The organism is Streptomyces purpureus, from assembly GCF_014648195.1.
GTDB lineage: Bacteria > Actinomycetota > Actinomycetes > Streptomycetales > Streptomycetaceae > Streptomyces > Streptomyces purpureus.
The window spans coordinates 43635-59990 of record NZ_BMQQ01000031.1; the positions used below are offsets into that span (position 1 = coordinate 43635).

The window sequence follows — 16356 nt, forward strand, 5'->3', positions numbered from 1 at the left end:
TGTAACCGGGCCGGGATTTACGCAGGATTTCCCCCCGGCCGCGCTGGCGCGCGCCCGGCGCCCGTGTCAGCGGGCGGCCGTCACCGGCATCAGCCGCCGCTCGCGCACCCGCGCGGCGTGCGTTCCGTACAGCGTCAGCGAGACGACACCGAGTACCGCGACAAGACCGAGGACGACCGTGCCGCCCCAGCCGCCCGCGTGGAAGGCGACCGCGCCGAGCGTGCCGCCCACGCTGCTGCCCAGGTAGTACGCCGACTGGTAGAGCGCCGACGCCTGTGCGCGCCCCGAGGTGGCCGTCCGGCTCACCGCGGACGAGGCGACCGCGTGCCCGGCGAAGAAGCCCGCCGTGATCAGCACCAGGCCCAGCAGGACGGCCCCCAGCCCGTCGCTCAGCGACAGCAGCAGACCGCCCGCGGTGGTGCCCACGGCCAGATAGAGGGCTCCGCGCCGACCCATCCGGCCCACCAGCCGTCCGGCCGCGGCCGAGGAGACCGTACCGACCAGATAGACCAGGAAGATCGAACCGACCACGCCCTGCGGCAGGTTGAAGGGCGCCTCGACCAGGCGGTAGCCGATGACGGTGTACACCGCGCCGAACACCGTCATGAACAGCGCGCCGATCACGTACAGCCGCAGCAGCAGCGGATCGGCCAGATGCGTCCGCACCGTCCGCGCCAGCTCCACCGGGTTCAGCGAGCCCCGGACGAAGTGCCGGGCCCGCGGCAGCATCAGCCGGAACACCACCGCGCACACCAGTGCCATCAGCCCCACCGCGGCGAGCGCGGCACGCCAGCCCCACAGCTGGGCCACCCAGCCCGTGACGATCCGCCCGCTCATCCCGCCGATGGAGTTGCCCGCGACGAAGAGCCCGATCGCGGCGATCAGCGCCTTGGGACGTACCTCCTCGGCCAGGTACGCCATCGCGGAGGCCGGCACACCGGCCAGCGCCGCACCCTGCACCGCTCGCAGCGCCACCAGCCACTCAAGGCTCGGCGCGAACGGGACCAGCAGACCGACCGCGACCGCGACCACGAGCGAGACGGTCATCAGCGCGCGCCGCCCGAACCGCTCGGACAGCGCGCTCAGCGGCAGCACACACAGGGCCAGGGCGCCGGTCGCGGCGGAGACCGTCCAGGACGCCGCCGACGCGCTCGCGCCGAACTCGGCCGAGACGGCGGGCAGCAGGGCCTGCGTGGAGTAGAGAAGGGCGAAGGTGGCGACCCCGGCGGCGAAGAGCGCGAAGCTCATCCGGCGGTAGCCGGGGCGGCCGGGAGAAAGACGGAGGTCGGCGCCCACGGTCGTGCCGGTGGACGCCTGGGTACTGGCAGGAGGCATACGTCGACCGTAGGCACCGCATTCTCATGCGTCCAATGCATGGAACGGCTTTAATCGTTCCCATGGCGCATGAGTACAGGTCACAGCAGTGGCTGTCACCGAACAGTAACGAAGAAGACATGGGGCTGCTGCTCGCGCCTCGCCTTGCCTACTTCGCCGGGGTCGCCCGGCACGAGCATGTCACCCGAGCCGCGCAGGAGATGGGCGTGCCGCAGTCGACGCTCTCGCGCGCCATGGTCCGCCTGGAGGAGGACCTCGGGGTCAGCCTCTTCGCCCGCAAGGGCCGCACGCTCGCCCTCACCCCCGCGGGCCGGACCTTCCTCACCTCCGTCGAACGCGCCCTCGCCGAGGTCGAGCGCGCCGCCGAGTCCGTACGGGCCGACGCCGACCCGGCCGCCGGGAAGGTCGCCTTCGGCTTCCTGCACACCATGGGCTCCGAGACCGTCCCGGGCCTGATCCGCGCCTTCCGGGTCGACCACCCCCGGATCCGCTTCACGCTCGTGCAGAACTACGGCGAGGCCATGATCGAACGGCTGCGCGCCGGTGACCTCGACCTCTGCCTGACCTCCCCGGTGCCCGACGCTCCCGACCTGGTCGCCCGCCGCCTCGACGAACAGCGCCTGCGCCTGGTCGTCCCGGACGACCACCGCCTCGCCACCCGCAAACGGGTCCGCCTCGCCGAGGCCGCCGACGAAACCTTCGTCACCTTGGAACCGGGGTACGGCCTGCGCCGCATCACCGACGACCTCTGCGCCGAGGCGGGCTTCACCCCGCGGGTGGCCTTCGAGGGCGAGGAGGCGGAGACCTTGCGCGGACTGGTCGCTGCCGGCCTCGGCGTGGCCCTCCTGCCGCCGCCCGCGGTGCCCCGCCCCGGCGTCGTCGAGCTGACGGTCACAGCACCCCGCGCGGTCCGCGAGATCGGCGTCGCCTGGCTCGACGGCCACCCGGACACCCCGCCGGTGGCCGCCTTCAAGAAGTTCCTGCTCTCCAAGCGCGGCACACTGCTCCCGGACTGAGCCGGGGGCGCCGGGCGCTACGGCCGCAGCGCCCGCCCGAAGCCCGCCGCCAGCGGCATGCGCAGGCCCAGCGGGGGCGGCGCCGCGAAGGCGTCGGCGACCGGCCGGGCGAAGGGCCGGCCGAAGAGGGCGCCGAGGACGAAGTTCGCGGCCAGGGCGAGGACCTCCGTGTGGTGCTGGCGCAGGGCGTGGCCGTCCGAGTGGACCTCGAAGCGGCAGGTGTCGCGGTTGGCCTTCTTCGCCCGCTCGGCGAGGCGGAACGACAGCTCGGGATCGGTCCGCGCGTCGTTCGTGCCGTGCACGACCAGCACGCGCCGTCCCCCCAGCTGCCGCACCGGCTCGGGCTCCGCCGCCACGTCGTCCTCCGGCAGCCAAGGCGCCATCGCGAGGACGGAGTTGACCGCCGTGTGCCCGGCCGCCCGCAGCGCCGCCCGGGCCCCCATCCCGTGCCCCGCCAGGCAGAGGGGCACGTCGCCGTAGCGCCGTACCACCTCCGACGCCGCCCAGGACGCGTCCGCCGCGAGCTGGGCGTCCGCGCCGTTCCAGCCGCGCCCCCGGTAGCGCACCACATGCGCCACGAGCCCGTCCGCGGCCCCCGCCCGCGCCAGCGAACGGGCCAGCGGCAGCGCCGCCGCGTGGGCCAGCGAGGAGGCCCGCCGGGCCGACGCCGTCTCGCCGTCCGGGAGTACCAGCACCACCCCGCCGACCGCGTCGGCCTGGGAGCCTGCCCGTACGGCCCTCCCCAGCCGGGGCGTTCGCGTCCCGGCCGTCCCTACGAGTGCGTGATGCGCCATGGCAGAACAGTCTCAGAAGCGCAGGTGTACGCCACCCGTCCGCGTGGTCACCGTTGCGTATCGACAAGTTGCGCCACAGGGCGCGCTCTACGCGCGTAGGGGCTAGAGTGCCGAAATGACGAGCCAGACCCTCAACATCCCCACCGCGGACCAGATCCGCCGCGCCCCGAAGGTGCTGCTCCACGACCACCTCGACGGCGGGCTGCGCCCCGGCACCATCATCGAGATCGCCCGGCAGACGGGCTACGACGGCCTGCCCGAGACCGAGCCCGACAAGCTCGGCATCTGGTTCCGTGAGGCCGCCGACTCCGGATCGCTCGAGCGCTACCTGGAGACCTTCGCGCACACCTGCGCCGTCATGCAGACCCGCGAGGCCCTCGTCCGCGTCGCCGCCGAATGCGCCGAGGACCTCGCCGAGGACGGTGTCGTCTACGCCGAGGTGCGCTACGCCCCCGAACAGCACCTGGAACAGGGCCTCACCCTCGAAGAGGTCGTCGAGGCCGTCAACCAAGGCTTCCGCGAGGGCGAGCGCCGCGCCAGGGAGAGCGGCCACCGCATCCGCGTCGGCGCCCTCCTCACCGCCATGCGGCACGCCGCCCGCGCCCTGGAGATCGCCGAACTCGCCAACCGCTACCGCGACTCCGGCGTCGTCGGCTTCGACATCGCCGGCGCCGAGGCGGGCTTCCCGCCCACCCGCCACCTCGACGCCTTCGAGTACCTCAAGCGCGAGAACAACCACTTCACGATCCACGCCGGCGAGGCCTTCGGCCTGCCCTCCATCTGGCAGGCCCTCCAGTGGTGCGGCGCCGACCGCCTCGGCCACGGCGTCCGCATCATCGACGACATCGACGTCGCCGACGACGGCACGATCACCCTCGGCCGGCTCGCCGCGTACGTACGCGACAAGCGCATCCCGCTGGAGATGTGCCCCACCTCCAACCTGCAGACCGGCGCCGCCGACTCCTACGCCGAGCACCCCATCGGCCTGCTGCGCCGGCTGCACTTCCGGGCCACCGTCAACACCGACAACCGGCTGATGAGCGGCACCAGCATGAGCCGCGAGTTCGAGCTGCTGACCGAGACGTTCGGCTACACGCTCGACGACATGCAGTGGTTCACAGTCAATGCGATGAAATCAGCGTTCATTCCTTTCGACGAACGCCTCGCCATGATCAACGACGTGATCAAGCCGGGTTACGCCGAGCTGAAATCCGAATGGCTGTTCCGGCAGACCGCTGCGACCAGCGGTTCCACCACCGACCTGGGCTGATCGGGCGGGGAAAAAAGCAAATGAGGCGGCCGGAAGACACGACTCCCGGCCGCCTCAAGGTGTTTGCGGGGCGGCCATGCGCTGACTAGCTTGCTGAGCCGCTCATCATTCCCCGAATTCCCCCAAGGACGAATCTCGATGAAGCAGTCTGCCGCCAAGACGCTCGGTGTCGCCGCCCTCGGTGCCGCCTTCGCCGCCACCGCCGCCGGCACGGCCAACGCCGCGTCCCTGCCCGACGTCACTTCCACTCTGGGCGGCGTGACCCAGAACCTGCCCGTCGCGGGCGACGTTCTCGAGAAGCTCCCCGCGGGCGCTCCCGAGTCCCTGCTCGCCGGCAAGAGCGCCCTCGACAGCGGCACCCAGGCCCTCCCGGGGGCGGTCGGCCAGCTCGCCGAGTCGGCGCCGCAGACCATCGCCAACAGCCCGGTCAAGCAGCTGATCGGCGGCCTGCCGGTCAACGGCCTGGCCAGCACCGGCCTCAACGGTCTCGCGCTGGGCAACTGACCTGCCGCGAGCCGTCCATGGGGGCACACGTCCACACCGGGCGTGTGCCCCTTCGGCTGCCCGCGGCCGGCGGCCTCACCAGGCGGCCGAGGCGGTCTTCTCCGAAGGCAGCAGCAGCCACAGCGCCAGGTAGAGCAGGAACTGCGGGCCGGGCAGCAGACAGGACGCCAGGAAGATCACCCGCATCGTCGTCGCGGAGGTGCCGAAGCGCCGGGCCAGCGCTGCGCACACTCCGCCGATCATGCGTCCTTCACGAGGGCGGACAAGTGCGGCCATGGTGGGCTCCTTCTACGAGTCTCCGGGAGCCGCTCCGTCGGGCTCCCGATGACTCCATACTCGCTCCGGACCCCGGGACAAAGCGTCGCTCTACGGGGCGATCCCGACCCTGGGAATCGTCGGGGTCGACCCCTGAGAGGTGTCCTCCCGCAGCAGGGCGGTGCCGCGCCGCCGCCTGGTCCCCGGGGAGGACCGCAGGGCCCGGCGGCGCATCCGCGTCCGCCACGCCGGTACGACGGCGAGGTGCGCCAGCGCCACCCCGGCCGTGTTCAGCAGCAGCGAGTCCACGTCGACGACCCGCCCGGGCACCCCGGTCTGCAGCAGTTCGATACCGAGGGACACCAGCGCGCCGGCCGCGACGGTCCGGGTCAGCGAGCCCCACGGCGACACGTCCAGCCGCCCGCCGGCGAGCGGCAGCAGCACCCCGAGCGGCGCGAGCAGCAGCAGCCCCTCGCCGATCCGCCGGGCGGCCACCACCGGCCCCAGCGCGAGATCGGCCTTGATGCCGGCCAGCGGCTCCAGATTGGATCCCGCCACCCATGCGACGTCGAGCGGGCGCAGCGTCAGCCAGGCGACGAGCAGCAGATGCGCGAGGAGGAGTACGGACCCCGCCACGCGGTAGTGAATGACGGCGCTGCCGTCCGAACCTTGACGCTGCACGATCCCCAAGACGCGCCGACCGGCGGGATCGGTTCCGTAAGAGGCGCGTGACGCCCCACGCACCGTCCGCCGCCCCCTACGGGGCCGCGGACGGCGACACGCTCACCATGGGGGCGGCCGACTCCGGGCTCTCCTTCAGGGCGGGCGTGCACGCGTAGCCGTGCGGGGCGTAGTCCCCCGGACCGCCGAGGACGACCGTGCCGCGCACGGTGACCACGGTGCTCTCGGCGAGGGTGCAGACGATCTGGGAGAGCGCGGCGGGCGGCAGGTCCTCGGGCTGGCGGCTGAGCCGGAGCGTGCCCGCCGGATCGCCCTTGCGGCCGGGGGAGACGGTCAGCGACCCCTTCACCGACGAGGTGAAACCGGCCTCCTGCTCGGTGTCCGACGGCTCCGCGCGGAGCTCGTCGATCAACACCTGGGCGAGCCCGAGCCGCCCGCGGGCGGACTTGTCGGCCTGCTCCTCGCCCACCGGGGTCGTCCGCTCCACCACCTCCAGCTGGGAGCCGCACACGAGATGGATCCGCACCGGCACACCGGGGCGGCTCTGGGTGACGACCTCCTTGCCGGAGAGGCTGCACGGCACCCGCGACGGGGCCGCACCCGCGTCGACCGGTACGGACGTCGTCCTGATGCCGCACCCGGTGGCGACGGCGGCGCACACGGCCGCCCCCGCCAGTGCGAGGGCCCCACGCCGGACCCGACGGGCGATCACCGCGCGTCCCCTTCCTCTTCCCCCTGGCTGCTGCGGGTCTGCAGGCCCCGCTCGATCCGGGACGCGTCCTGCGGCAGCCGCAGCACGAACACCGCGCCGTCCCCGTCCGGCGAGTTGGCCGCCGTGATCGAACCGCCGTGGATCAGCGCGTTCTCCATCGCGATGGACAGGCCGAGCCCGGACCCCTCCGAACGCGGCCGGGACGCGCTCGCCTTGTAGAACCGGTCGAAGACACGCGGCAGCACGTCCTCGGGGATGCCAGGCCCGTGGTCCCGTACCTCGATGACCAGCTCCTCCTCGCCGTCTTCGACGGACTCGGTACGGACGGAGACCCGCACCGGCGACCCGCCGTGCTTGAGCGCGTTGCCGATCAGGTTGGCGAGGATCACGTCGAGGCGGCGCGGGTCGAGCCGGGCCACGATCCCGCGCTCGGCGTCCAGGTCCACCGCGTCCAGCCAGGCGCGCGCGTCGATGCAGGCGGTGACCTGGTCGGCGACGTCCACGTCGTCCAGGACGAGCCGGGCCGTGCCCGCGTCGAAGCGGGTGACCTCCATCAGGTTCTCCACCAGGTCCCCGAGCCGCCGGACCTCGCTGACGACCAGCGACACGGCGGGCGCGATCATCGGGTCGAGGCTGTCCTGCTCGTCCTCCAGCACCTCGGTCACGGCGGTCAGCGCGGTCAGCGGAGTGCGCAGCTCGTGCGACATGTCGGCGACGAACCGGCGGCTGGACTCCTCCCGCGCACTCATGTCCGCGACCTTCTTCTGCAGCGACTCCGCGGCGCTGTTGAACGTACGCGACAGCTCGGCCAGTTCGTCCGTGCCGGAGACCCGCAGCCGGGTGTCGAGCTCGCCCTCGCCGAGCCGCCGGGCCGCCTCGCCCAGCCGGTGCACCGGCCGCAGCACGGTCGTCGCCGCGGCCTGCGCCAACAGCGCCGACCCGAGCAGCGCGAGACCGGTGGCGATCCCCAGGGACCAGGCGAGCGAGTTGAGGTCCTTCTGCTCCGGCTCCAGCGACTTGAACATGTAGCCGGTCGGCCCGCCGTTGATGATCCGGGTCCCGCCCACCAGGTAGGGCGTCCTGCCGCGCTCGGTGCGCAGCCAGAAGAGGTGGTACTCGTAGGCGTTGGCCGCGCTCAGCTCCCGCTTGGTCTCCACCGCGTCCTGGAGCGCCTTGGGCACGTCGGCCAGGGTGAAGACGTCCGGGTTCGAGGCCGCGATGATCGGCTTCCCGGCGTCCCGCTCGCCGAGCAGCAGCACGCTGTAGCCCGCGCTGCCGCCCGCCATCTGCTCGGCGGTGCGCCGCAGGTCGTCCTCGGAGGGCCGGGCCGGCAGCGTCGCCGCGCGGTTCTGCATCTCCTGCCGGAAGTCGTTGAGCGCCGAGTTCTGCGTGCGGGTGAGCACGGCCTCCCGGTTGAGCCAGTACGCGATCGCCGACGCGGAGACCGCCGCGGTCAGCGCGACCAGGGCGAAGACCACGACCAGCCGCAGGCGCAGGCTGGTGAAACGGAGGCCCGCGAGTATGCCTTTCTTGGCGGGACCAGCGCTCACGCAGGCACGTCCAGCCGGTAACCCACGCCACGGACCGTACGGATCAGGGTCGGCGAGGACGGCACGTCCTCCACCTTCGCCCGCAGCCGCTGCACACACGCGTCCACCAGACGCGAGTCGCCGAGGTAGTCGTGCTCCCACACCAGGCGCAGCAACTGTTGCCGCGACAGGGCCTGTCCCGGCCGGCGGCTCAGTTCGAGCAGCAGCCGCAGCTCGGTCGGCGTGAGCTGGAGGTCCTCGCCGTTCTTGGTGACCGTCATCGCCGACCGGTCGATGACCAGCGACCCGAACGTCGCCGAGTCCGTGGACTCCCGCTCGCCGCGCCGCAGTACCGCCCTGATCCGCGCGTCGAGGACACGCCCCTGCACCGGCTTCACGACATAGTCGTCCGCCCCAGACTCCAGGCCCACCACGACGTCGATGTCGTCGTTACGGGCGGTCAGCAGGATGATCGGCAGCTGGTCGGTGCGCCGGATACGACGGCACACCTCGAAGCCGTCGATGCCGGGCAGCATCACGTCCAGCACGATCAGGTCCGGCCGCTGCTCGCGCAGCAGTTTCAGGCCGTCCTCGCCCGTCGCCGCGGTGGCCACACGGTGGCCCTGGCGGGACAGGGAGAGTTCGAGGGCCGTGCGGATGGCGTCGTCGTCCTCGATCAGCAACAGGAAAGGCACGAGCGCCATTCTGGCCCATGGGGGAGCCGGTTTTCGACTGAGGGAGCGGCGTGCTCACGACACCTCCCCCTGTGACAGGCCTGTGACAGTCGGCGGACACCGCTATGAAGTGCCCGGGGCAAGCTTTTGGGCATACGGACCGAAGCAGACTCCAACCGACGGGGGGCGCGAGATGAACGCACTGCACAGCACCACCTCAAGCGCAGTTGTCACGCGTCTCCACGACGTCAACCGGAGCGGCAAGGAGTCCGGCGCAGTGAACGGGCGGGGGTGCGTTCGCAGCGCCGGGCGTCAGCACAAGGCGCCCTACATGGTCGCGGTGACTGACGGGGGAGCGGCGTACGGGGAGGTCACGGGGGAGCGTTCGAGCCGGTCGGAGGCGGAGTTCACCGCCTACGTCCAGGAGCGCCGCGCCTCCCTGTACGCCACCGCCTACCACCTGACCGGTGACCGTTTCGAGGCCGAGGACCTGCTCCAGAGCGCGCTGTTCTCCACGTACCGCGCCTGGGACCGGATCAGCGACAAGGCCGCGGTGGGGGGCTACCTCCGCCGGACGATGACGAACCTGCACATCAGCGCCTGGCGGCGGCGCAAGCTCAACGAGTACCCGACGGAGGAGCTGCCGGAGACGGCGGGCGACACCGACGCGATGCGCGGCACGGAGCTGCGCGCGGTGCTCTGGCAGGCGCTGGCCCGCCTTCCCGAACTGCAGCGGACGATGCTGGTCCTGCGCTACTACGAGGGCCGTACGGATCCGGAGATCGCGGAGATCCTGGACATCAGTGTCGGCACGGTGAAGTCGAGCATCTGGCGGTCGCTGCGGCGGCTGCGCGAGGACGAGGTGCTCAGCTTCGGACGTGACGAGGAAGAGTCCTTCGGCGAGCTGGTGGCCTGAGGCGACGGGGATCTCTCACGGGGGAGCCACGGGGGATCCCCACGGGGGAAAGAACGACAGCGGGGCTGGACGGGCCGGGGGGACCTGTTCAGCCCCGCTGTCGTGTGTCGTGCGCGGTGCGGACGGGGCTCAGCGGGCCGCGGGGGTACGGTGGCGGCCCGCGGCGGCCGCGGCGAGGCGGCCCAGGGCCTCCTCCTTGGCGCAGGCGTGGGCGCCGAGGGCGGTCTGCCGGGCGACGATGGCCCGCTCGGCGCGCATCAGGCGCCAGCCGCGGCGCAGCAGGAACGGGACCGACTTGCGGCCCTCGCGAAGATCCCGCAGCAGCCGGCGGCGGAAGGTCGTGGAGGGGCGGCCGCGCAGGCAGAGCGCGTCGGCGAGGAGCCCCAGCTGCCGGCAGCGCTCGACGATCTCGGCGGCGAAGATGCCCTCGGCCACGAAGAGCGGTGTGCGCTCGATGTCGAGCACGTCCTGGCCGACGCGCGAGCTGGTGGCGATGTCGTACACGGGGATGTTCGTCCGTCCCGTGCGGCACAGTTCGGCGATGGCGGCGACGGCCGCGTCCGCGTCCCAGGAGGCGGGGGAGTCCCAGTCGATGTCACCGCTGCCCTCCACCTGAGGGAGCGTCGGGTCGTCGCCCTCCTTGTAGAAGTCGTCGAGGCGCAGCACCGGCAGCCCGGCGCGGGCGGCGAGCGACGATTTTCCGGAGCCGGAGGGGCCCGCGAGCAGGACGACGCGGGTCGGGGCGATGTGGGAACTCACGGGACACCAGTGTGAACCATTGACCCGTGCAGGGGACCCCTCCGGAGGACGGTTGGTATCGAGCATCACACCTCAACTACTCTCGGTGCGCGCACGATTACCGAGCGCTCGGCACGACGACAGGATTCTGATGGCTCGTCACGCGTATTTCGACTCCCCGGCCCGCGCCCTGCTGCGGGCCGGCCTCATGGTGACGGCGGCCGGTGCGGTCCTCGGCCTGGGTGCGGCGGGGGCCCAGGCCGAGCCGCAGGCCGCCGGACCGGTGGAGGGCGCGGCGGCCGCGCTGGCCGGCGTGGATCCGGACGCCGCCGGCCATGCCCTCACCGACACGGTCCCGCACGTGACCGATCCGGTCACCTCCCTCCGGCTCGACCCGCCGGCGAGGGCCGGGGTGGACGCGCTGGGCACTCAGGTCGGCGGCTTCCAGCCGCTGAGCACGGCACTGGCGGCCGGCCCTGTTTCCGAGGGCGCGGCGCTCAAGGACCTGCCCGTGGTGGGCGGGGTGACGGGTCTGGTGGGTTAGGCCTGTTCGCGCCCGGGCCGGGGCAGTTCAGCCGCGGTCCCCGGCCCCGGGAACCGTCCGTGTCCGGACGTGAGAAGGCCCCGCGGGCAGCGCCCGCGGAGCCTTCTCACATCTTCGCGCCGGTCAGTACGCCGAGCCGGACGCGCCCAGCGAGCCCGTCGGGTGCCAGACCGTCTTCGTCTCCAGGAAGGCGGTCAGCCGGTGCGTGCCCGGGGCCTCCGAGAAGTCCCCAGGCTGTGGACGAAGCACGCGCTTCAGGTTGTCCGCCGCCGCGATCTCCAGCTCCTTGGCGAGGGCCTCGTCCGCCCCCGTCAGGTCGATCGCGTTGACGTCCTGGTGCGCCGCCAGCGAGGGGGCGATCTCGGCCGTACGGCCCGACAGCACGTTGACCACACCGCCCGGCAGGTCGGAGGTGGCCAGCACCTCGCCCAGGGAGAGGGCGGGCAGCGGGGACTTCTCGCTCGCGATGACGACGACCGTGTTGCCGGTCGCGATCACCGGGGCGATCACCGAGACCAGGCCCAGGAACGACGACTCCTGCGGGGCCAGGACCGTCACCACGCCGGTCGGCTCGGGGGTCGACAGGTTGAAGAACGGGCCCGCCACGGGGTTGGCGCCGCCGACGACCTGGCCGATCTTGTCGGTCCAGCCGGCGTACCAGACCCAGCGGTCGATGGCCGCGTCCACGACGGCCGCCGCCTTGGACTTGGACAGGCCCTCCGCGTCCGCCACCTCGCGCACGAACTGCTCGCGGCGGCCCTCCAGCATCTCGGCGATGCGGTAGAGGATCTGGCCGCGGTTGTACGCCGTCGCGCCCGACCAGCCGCCGAAGGCCTTGCGGGCCGCGACGACCGCGTCACGCGCGTCCTTGCGGGAGGAGAGGGGGGCGTTCGCCAGCCACTTGCCCTTGGAGTCGGTCACCTCGTACACCCGGCCGCTCTCGGAACGCGGGAACTTCCCGCCCACGTACAGCTTGTAGGTCTTGAAGACGCCGAGGCGAGTCACATCAGACATCGAGGTAGGCCTCCAGACCGTGACGGCCGCCCTCGCGGCCGAAGCCCGACTCCTTGTAGCCGCCGAACGGCGAGGTCGGGTCGAACTTGTTGAACGTGTTGGCCCACACCACACCCGCACGGAGCTTGTTCGCCACCGCGAGGATGCGGGAGCCCTTCTCCGTCCAGATGCCCGCCGAGAGGCCGTACTGGCTGTTGTTGGCCTTGGCGACGGCCTCGTCCGGCGTACGGAACGTCAGCACGGACAGCACCGGGCCGAAGATCTCGTCACGGGCGATCGTGTGCGCCTGCGTGACGTTGGTGAAGAGCGTCGGGGCGAACCAGTAGCCGGACGTCGGCAGCTCGCACGCCGGGGACCAGCGCTCGGCGCCCTCCGCCTCGCCCTGCTCGGTGAGCGCGGTGATCCGGGCCAGCTGCTCGGCCGAGTTGATCGCGCCGATGTCGGTGTTCTTGTCCAGCGGGTCGCCCAGGCGCAGGGTGGACAGACGGCGCTTGAGGGAGTCGAGCAGCTCGTCGTGGATCGACTCCTGGACCAGCAGGCGGGAGCCCGCGCAGCAGACCTGGCCCTGGTTGAAGAAGATGCCGGTGACGATCCCCTCGACCGCCTGGTCGATCGGCGCGTCGTCGAAGACGATGTTCGCGCCCTTGCCGCCCAGCTCCAGGGTGACCTTCTTGCGGGTGCCCGCCACCTGGCGCGCGATCGCCTTGCCCACGGCCGTGGAGCCGGTGAAGGCGACCTTGTTCACGTCCGGGTGCTCGACCAGCGCCGCGCCCGTCTCCCCGTACCCGGGGAGGATGTTGACGACACCCTTCGGCAGACCCGCCTGGCGGCAGATGTCCGCGAAGAACAGCGCGGAGAGCGGGGTCGTCTCGGCCGGCTTCAGCACGACCGTGTTGCCGGTGGCGAGCGCCGGGGCGATCTTCCAGGCCAGCATCAGCAGCGGGAAGTTCCACGGGATGACCTGACCGGCCACGCCCAGCGGACGCGGGTCGGCGCCGTAGCCGGCGTGGTCGAGCTTGTCGGCCCAGCCGGCGTAGTAGAAGAAGTGCGCCGCGACCAGCGGAAGGTCCGCGTCGCGGGTCTCCTTGATCGGCTTGCCGTTGTCCAGGGTCTCCAGGACGGCCAGCTCACGGCTGCGCTCCTGGATGATCCGGGCGATCCGGAAGAGGTACTTGGCGCGCTCCGAGCCGGGCAGCGCCGACCACTTCTCGAACGCCCTGCGGGCCGCCTTCACCGCGCGGTCGACGTCCTCGGCGCCCGCCTGGGCGACCTCGGCGAGGACCTCCTCGGTGGACGGCGAGACGGTCTTGAAGACCTTGCCGTCGGCGGCCTCGGTGAACTCGCCGTCGATGAAGAGGCCGTAGCTCGGCGCGATGTCGACGACCGAGCGCGACTCGGGCGCGGGTGCGTACTCAAAAGTCATGATCGATCAGTCCACCGTCACGTAGTCGGGGCCGGAGTAACGGCCGGTCGCCAGCTTCTGACGCTGCATCAGCAGGTCGTTGAGCAGGCTGGAGGCGCCGAACCGGAACCAGTGGTTGTCCAGCCAGTCCGCGCCCACGGTCTCGTTGACCAGCACCAGGAACTTGATCGCTTCCTTGGTGTTGCGGATGCCGCCCGCCGGCTTCACGCCGATCTGGACGCCGGTCTGCGCGCGGAAGTCGCGCACGGCCTCCAGCATCAGCAGCGTGTTGGCGGGGGTGGCGTTGACCGCGACCTTGCCGGTCGAGGTCTTGATGAAGTCGGCGCCGGCCATCATGCCGAGCCAGGAGGCGCGGCGGATGTTGTCGTACGTCGACAGCTCACCGGTCTCGAAGATCACCTTGAGGCGGGCCTTGTCCCCGCACTCGGCCTTGACGGCGGCGATCTGCTCGAAGACCTCCAGGTAGTGGCCGGCGAGGAAGGCGCCACGGTCGATGACCATGTCGATCTCGTCGGCGCCGGCGGCGACGGCGTCCCGGGTGTCCGCGAGCTTCACGGGCAGCGCGGCGCGGCCGGCCGGGAAGGCCGTGGCGACGGAGGCGACCTTGACGTCCGTGCCGTTCAGGACGGCCTTGGCGGTGGCCACCATGTCCGGGTAGACGCAGACGGCGGCGGTCGTCGGGGTCGTACGGTCGGTCGGATCGGGGTTGACGGCCTTGGCGGCGAGCGCCCGGACCTTGCCCGGGGTGTCCGCGCCTTCGAGCGTCGTCAGGTCGATCATCGAGATGGCCAGATCGATGGCGTAGGCCTTGGCCGTCGTCTTGATCGAGCGGGTGCCGAGAGACGCGGCGCGTGCTTCCAGGCCGACGGCGTCGACGCCGGGCAGCCCGTGGAGGAAGCGGCGCAGCGCACTGTTGGACGTGGTCACGTCGGCAAATGCGGATGCTGCGGTTGCAGTGGTGGGCATGGTCACCAGTCGAGCATATCTACGCGCGTAGCGACCTGTACAGCCCCGTGCTCGTCTGTGCGCCCTGAGCTCCAGGTGGGCGGATGGGTGGGTCGTCGGGGGCGAGGGAAATGGGCAGGTCAGAAGCGGAGTGGCGGCCTCCGTGAGCCCTGTCACACGCCTGTGACATCGCGCGGACATCGCCCTCACACAAGATCCATAACTTTGTTCGTGCAGCCCGCCGAACTCACCGGCCCCACCCGAACGAGAAAGCGGCATGCGGCTCTCCACCACCTTCCACTTCCTGAGCTTCATGGAGTCGTCATGCGTTTCGCCCTCCGCACCGCCATCGCCACCGCCGTCGTCGCCGGTGTCGCCCTGACCCCGATGGCCACCGCCGCCACCGCCTTCGCCGCGGAGAAGCCGGTTCAGCAGAACGGCCCGGCCATCACGGACAAGACGGCCGCCGGCAGCGGTGCCACCACCGGTGAGACCACGACCGGTGAGACCAAGCCCGCCGACGGCCGGAACTTCGTCAAGCAGGTCGACCTGGGTCACGGCCTGTCCGCCAAGGTCTACCTGGTCGACGGCCCGGACTACCTCGCCGAGATCATCGAGGACGGCGCGGTGATCTTCAGCCTGCGCGGTGGCGAGGGCAAGGCGCACAAGGGTCTGTGGGTCACGATGAACAGCGACGGCGACGTCACGGCGAAGCCGCAGCCGGGCGGCTTCGTGCTCCACAAGGAGCAGGACCTCCTGGAGGGCATGCGCGCCAAGGTCTTCAAGGACCGCGGCACGGGTGAGCTGCGCGCCGACATCCACAAGGGCCAGCGCAAGCTGTTCTCCCTGAAGGTCGGTCAGGTCAAGACCTACAACAACGTCGAGATCCGCCTCCTCGCCGACGCCCGCGTGATCGCCCGTCAGCTCCACAGCGGCATGGGCGCGCTCGTCGGCACCGAGCACATGACCAACGGCACGGTCCTCAAGGTCTACGAGAACGGCACCGCCGGGTACCGCGCGATCGCCTTCGTCAAGGGCGCCTCCATCGGCACCGTCGACGCCAACGGCGGCCACGGCGCGGCCGTGTACGGCGGCGAGTACTTCCTGCTCACCCCGGCCGGCAAGACCCACGTCTGGGCGGTCAACAGCGTCGGCGGCAAGGCGGGCATCTACGCGCTGCCCAACGGCAAGGACGTGCGCCTGGCCAAGGACGCGGCGGGCCGCTGGGGCGTCAACGACGGTCACCGGAAGACCCACGCCGTGGCCAACCCGCTCCTGAAGGGCAACGGCCGTCACCAGGTCCTCGACTTCGGCGGTGGCGCGCTCGTGATCGTGTCCCCCGACGGCACGAAGTTCGGCAACTACGTCACCACCGCCGCCAAGCAGGCCCCGGCCGTTTTCCTGGGCATCGAGGACGCGGGCGCCCCGGCCAAGAGCACCTCCACCAAGACCACCCAGGTCGCGGCCCAGGGCACCACGTCCACCACGGCCGTCCAGACCTCCGTCGTCCCGCGCGGCGCGGTCGCGGCGGGCGCCGAGCTCACCGAGTCCGGCGACAGCACGGCCCTCGTCGCCACGGGCGCCGGCGCGGCCTCCCTCGCGGCGGCCGGCCTCGGCTTCGTCGCCCTGCGCCGCCGCGCGGCGGACGCCCGCGGCTGACGCCCCGGCGACATACGGAAGGGGCCCTGCCCCTTCCGTAACCCCCGAGGCGGGCCTGGCATCGGCCCCCTCCGACTCGCGGCGGGGCTTCCGGCCATGCCGTACCCCGGGGAGGGCGGCGCCCCCCGGGACCCCGGCGGTGGGACCCCTCCCGCCGTCACCCGGCGGGACCGCCGCAGCCTTCCGTATCCCCGGGAGGGAAGGCGGCCCTATCGGAACCTCGGCGGGGCCTCCGCGCCTTCCGTACCTCCGGCAGGGCGGTGCGCCCTCCGGACCCCCGGCGGGGCTGCCGCTCCTTCCGTACTCCCGGAAGGGCGGCGCCTCCCGGGACCCCGGGCGGCGGGATC

17 protein-coding genes are annotated in these 16356 nt (G+C 71.9%); 6 read left to right on the plus strand and 11 right to left on the minus strand.

Features of this window, described 5'->3' with window-relative positions; all coding sequences use genetic code 11:
* Nucleotides 1-66 precede the first annotated feature (66 nt).
* Complete coding sequence (locus tag IEZ01_RS29035) at nucleotides 67-1335, minus strand: MFS transporter (RefSeq protein WP_019888956.1); 1269 nt, start codon at nucleotides 1333-1335, stop codon at nucleotides 67-69.
* 62 nt (nucleotides 1336-1397) lie between these two features.
* Here IEZ01_RS29035 and IEZ01_RS29040 point away from each other — a divergent pair, with 62 nt between their 5' ends.
* Nucleotides 1398-2351, plus strand: coding sequence for a LysR family transcriptional regulator (locus IEZ01_RS29040; RefSeq protein WP_028797879.1), 954 nt, complete (start codon nucleotides 1398-1400; stop codon nucleotides 2349-2351).
* A gap of 17 nt (nucleotides 2352-2368) precedes the next feature.
* Here IEZ01_RS29040 and IEZ01_RS29045 read toward each other — a convergent pair whose 3' ends face one another.
* The gene (locus IEZ01_RS29045) at nucleotides 2369-3145 is read right to left on the minus strand and encodes an alpha/beta hydrolase (RefSeq protein ID WP_189204642.1); all 777 of its coding nucleotides are present in this window, start codon (nucleotides 3143-3145) and stop codon (nucleotides 2369-2371) included.
* A 115-nt stretch (nucleotides 3146-3260) separates the two neighbouring features.
* Here IEZ01_RS29045 and IEZ01_RS29050 point away from each other — a divergent pair, with 115 nt between their 5' ends.
* Nucleotides 3261-4415, plus strand: coding sequence for an adenosine deaminase (locus tag IEZ01_RS29050; protein WP_019888959.1), 1155 nt, complete (start codon nucleotides 3261-3263; stop codon nucleotides 4413-4415).
* Between the two features lie 138 nt (nucleotides 4416-4553).
* The gene (locus IEZ01_RS29055; RefSeq protein WP_019888960.1) at nucleotides 4554-4919 is read left to right on the plus strand and encodes a hypothetical protein; all 366 of its coding nucleotides are present in this window, start codon (nucleotides 4554-4556) and stop codon (nucleotides 4917-4919) included.
* A gap of 75 nt (nucleotides 4920-4994) precedes the next feature.
* On the opposite strand, the gene IEZ01_RS29060 is transcribed toward IEZ01_RS29055, so the two are convergent.
* The 5 genes from IEZ01_RS29060 to afsQ1 form a co-directional block, all read right to left on the minus strand.
* Nucleotides 4995-5195: a PspC domain-containing protein gene (locus tag IEZ01_RS29060; RefSeq protein ID WP_028797880.1), complete on the minus strand. Its 201-nt coding sequence runs from the start codon at nucleotides 5193-5195 to the stop codon at nucleotides 4995-4997.
* 90 nt (nucleotides 5196-5285) lie between these two features.
* On the minus strand, nucleotides 5286-5855 hold the full coding sequence (locus tag IEZ01_RS29065) for a VanZ family protein (RefSeq protein ID WP_028797881.1): 570 nt from the start codon (nucleotides 5853-5855) through the stop codon (nucleotides 5286-5288).
* A gap of 76 nt (nucleotides 5856-5931) precedes the next feature.
* Nucleotides 5932-6567, minus strand: a complete 636-nt coding sequence (locus IEZ01_RS29070) for a hypothetical protein (RefSeq protein ID WP_019888963.1) — start codon at nucleotides 6565-6567, stop codon at nucleotides 5932-5934.
* The gene (locus IEZ01_RS29075; RefSeq protein WP_189204644.1) at nucleotides 6564-8117 is read right to left on the minus strand and encodes an ATP-binding protein; all 1554 of its coding nucleotides are present in this window, start codon (nucleotides 8115-8117) and stop codon (nucleotides 6564-6566) included. Before IEZ01_RS29075 ends, IEZ01_RS29070 begins: the two co-directional genes overlap by 4 nt.
* Nucleotides 8114-8791, minus strand: a complete 678-nt coding sequence (gene afsQ1, locus IEZ01_RS29080; RefSeq protein WP_189204646.1) for a two-component system response regulator AfsQ1 — start codon at nucleotides 8789-8791, stop codon at nucleotides 8114-8116. Before afsQ1 ends, IEZ01_RS29075 begins: the two co-directional genes overlap by 4 nt.
* Nucleotides 8792-8963: 172 nt before the next feature.
* Here afsQ1 and IEZ01_RS29085 point away from each other — a divergent pair, with 172 nt between their 5' ends.
* On the plus strand, nucleotides 8964-9686 hold the full coding sequence (locus IEZ01_RS29085) for a SigE family RNA polymerase sigma factor (RefSeq protein ID WP_028797882.1): 723 nt from the start codon (nucleotides 8964-8966) through the stop codon (nucleotides 9684-9686).
* Nucleotides 9687-9815: 129 nt separating this feature from the next.
* Here the strand turns inward: IEZ01_RS29085 and IEZ01_RS29090 are convergent, their stop codons facing one another.
* Nucleotides 9816-10511 (minus strand): ATP-binding protein, encoded by a 696-nt coding sequence (locus IEZ01_RS29090; protein WP_189204648.1) that lies wholly within the window; start codon nucleotides 10509-10511, stop codon nucleotides 9816-9818.
* A 64-nt stretch (nucleotides 10512-10575) separates the two neighbouring features.
* Here IEZ01_RS29090 and IEZ01_RS29095 point away from each other — a divergent pair, with 64 nt between their 5' ends.
* Nucleotides 10576-10968 carry a hypothetical protein gene (locus IEZ01_RS29095; RefSeq protein ID WP_019888968.1) on the plus strand — a complete coding sequence of 131 codons (393 nt, stop codon included), beginning with the start codon at nucleotides 10576-10578 and terminating at the stop codon, nucleotides 10966-10968.
* Nucleotides 10969-11091: 123 nt separating this feature from the next.
* On the opposite strand, the gene IEZ01_RS29100 is transcribed toward IEZ01_RS29095, so the two are convergent.
* The 3 genes from IEZ01_RS29100 to deoC are packed head-to-tail and all read right to left on the minus strand — an operon-like array spanning nucleotide 11092 to nucleotide 14371.
* Nucleotides 11092-11982, minus strand: a complete 891-nt coding sequence (locus IEZ01_RS29100) for an aldehyde dehydrogenase family protein (protein ID WP_189204650.1) — start codon at nucleotides 11980-11982, stop codon at nucleotides 11092-11094.
* On the minus strand, nucleotides 11975-13405 hold the full coding sequence (locus IEZ01_RS29105; protein WP_189204653.1) for an aldehyde dehydrogenase family protein: 1431 nt from the start codon (nucleotides 13403-13405) through the stop codon (nucleotides 11975-11977). Before IEZ01_RS29105 ends, IEZ01_RS29100 begins: the two co-directional genes overlap by 8 nt.
* 6 nt (nucleotides 13406-13411) lie before the next feature.
* Nucleotides 13412-14371 (minus strand): deoxyribose-phosphate aldolase, encoded by a 960-nt coding sequence (gene deoC, locus IEZ01_RS29110; RefSeq protein ID WP_040875190.1) that lies wholly within the window; start codon nucleotides 14369-14371, stop codon nucleotides 13412-13414.
* A 303-nt stretch (nucleotides 14372-14674) separates the two neighbouring features.
* On the opposite strand from deoC, the gene IEZ01_RS29115 reads away from it, so the two are divergent.
* Nucleotides 14675-16009, plus strand: coding sequence for a hypothetical protein (locus IEZ01_RS29115; RefSeq protein WP_189204655.1), 1335 nt, complete (start codon nucleotides 14675-14677; stop codon nucleotides 16007-16009).
* Nucleotides 16010-16356: the final 347 nt, after the last annotated feature.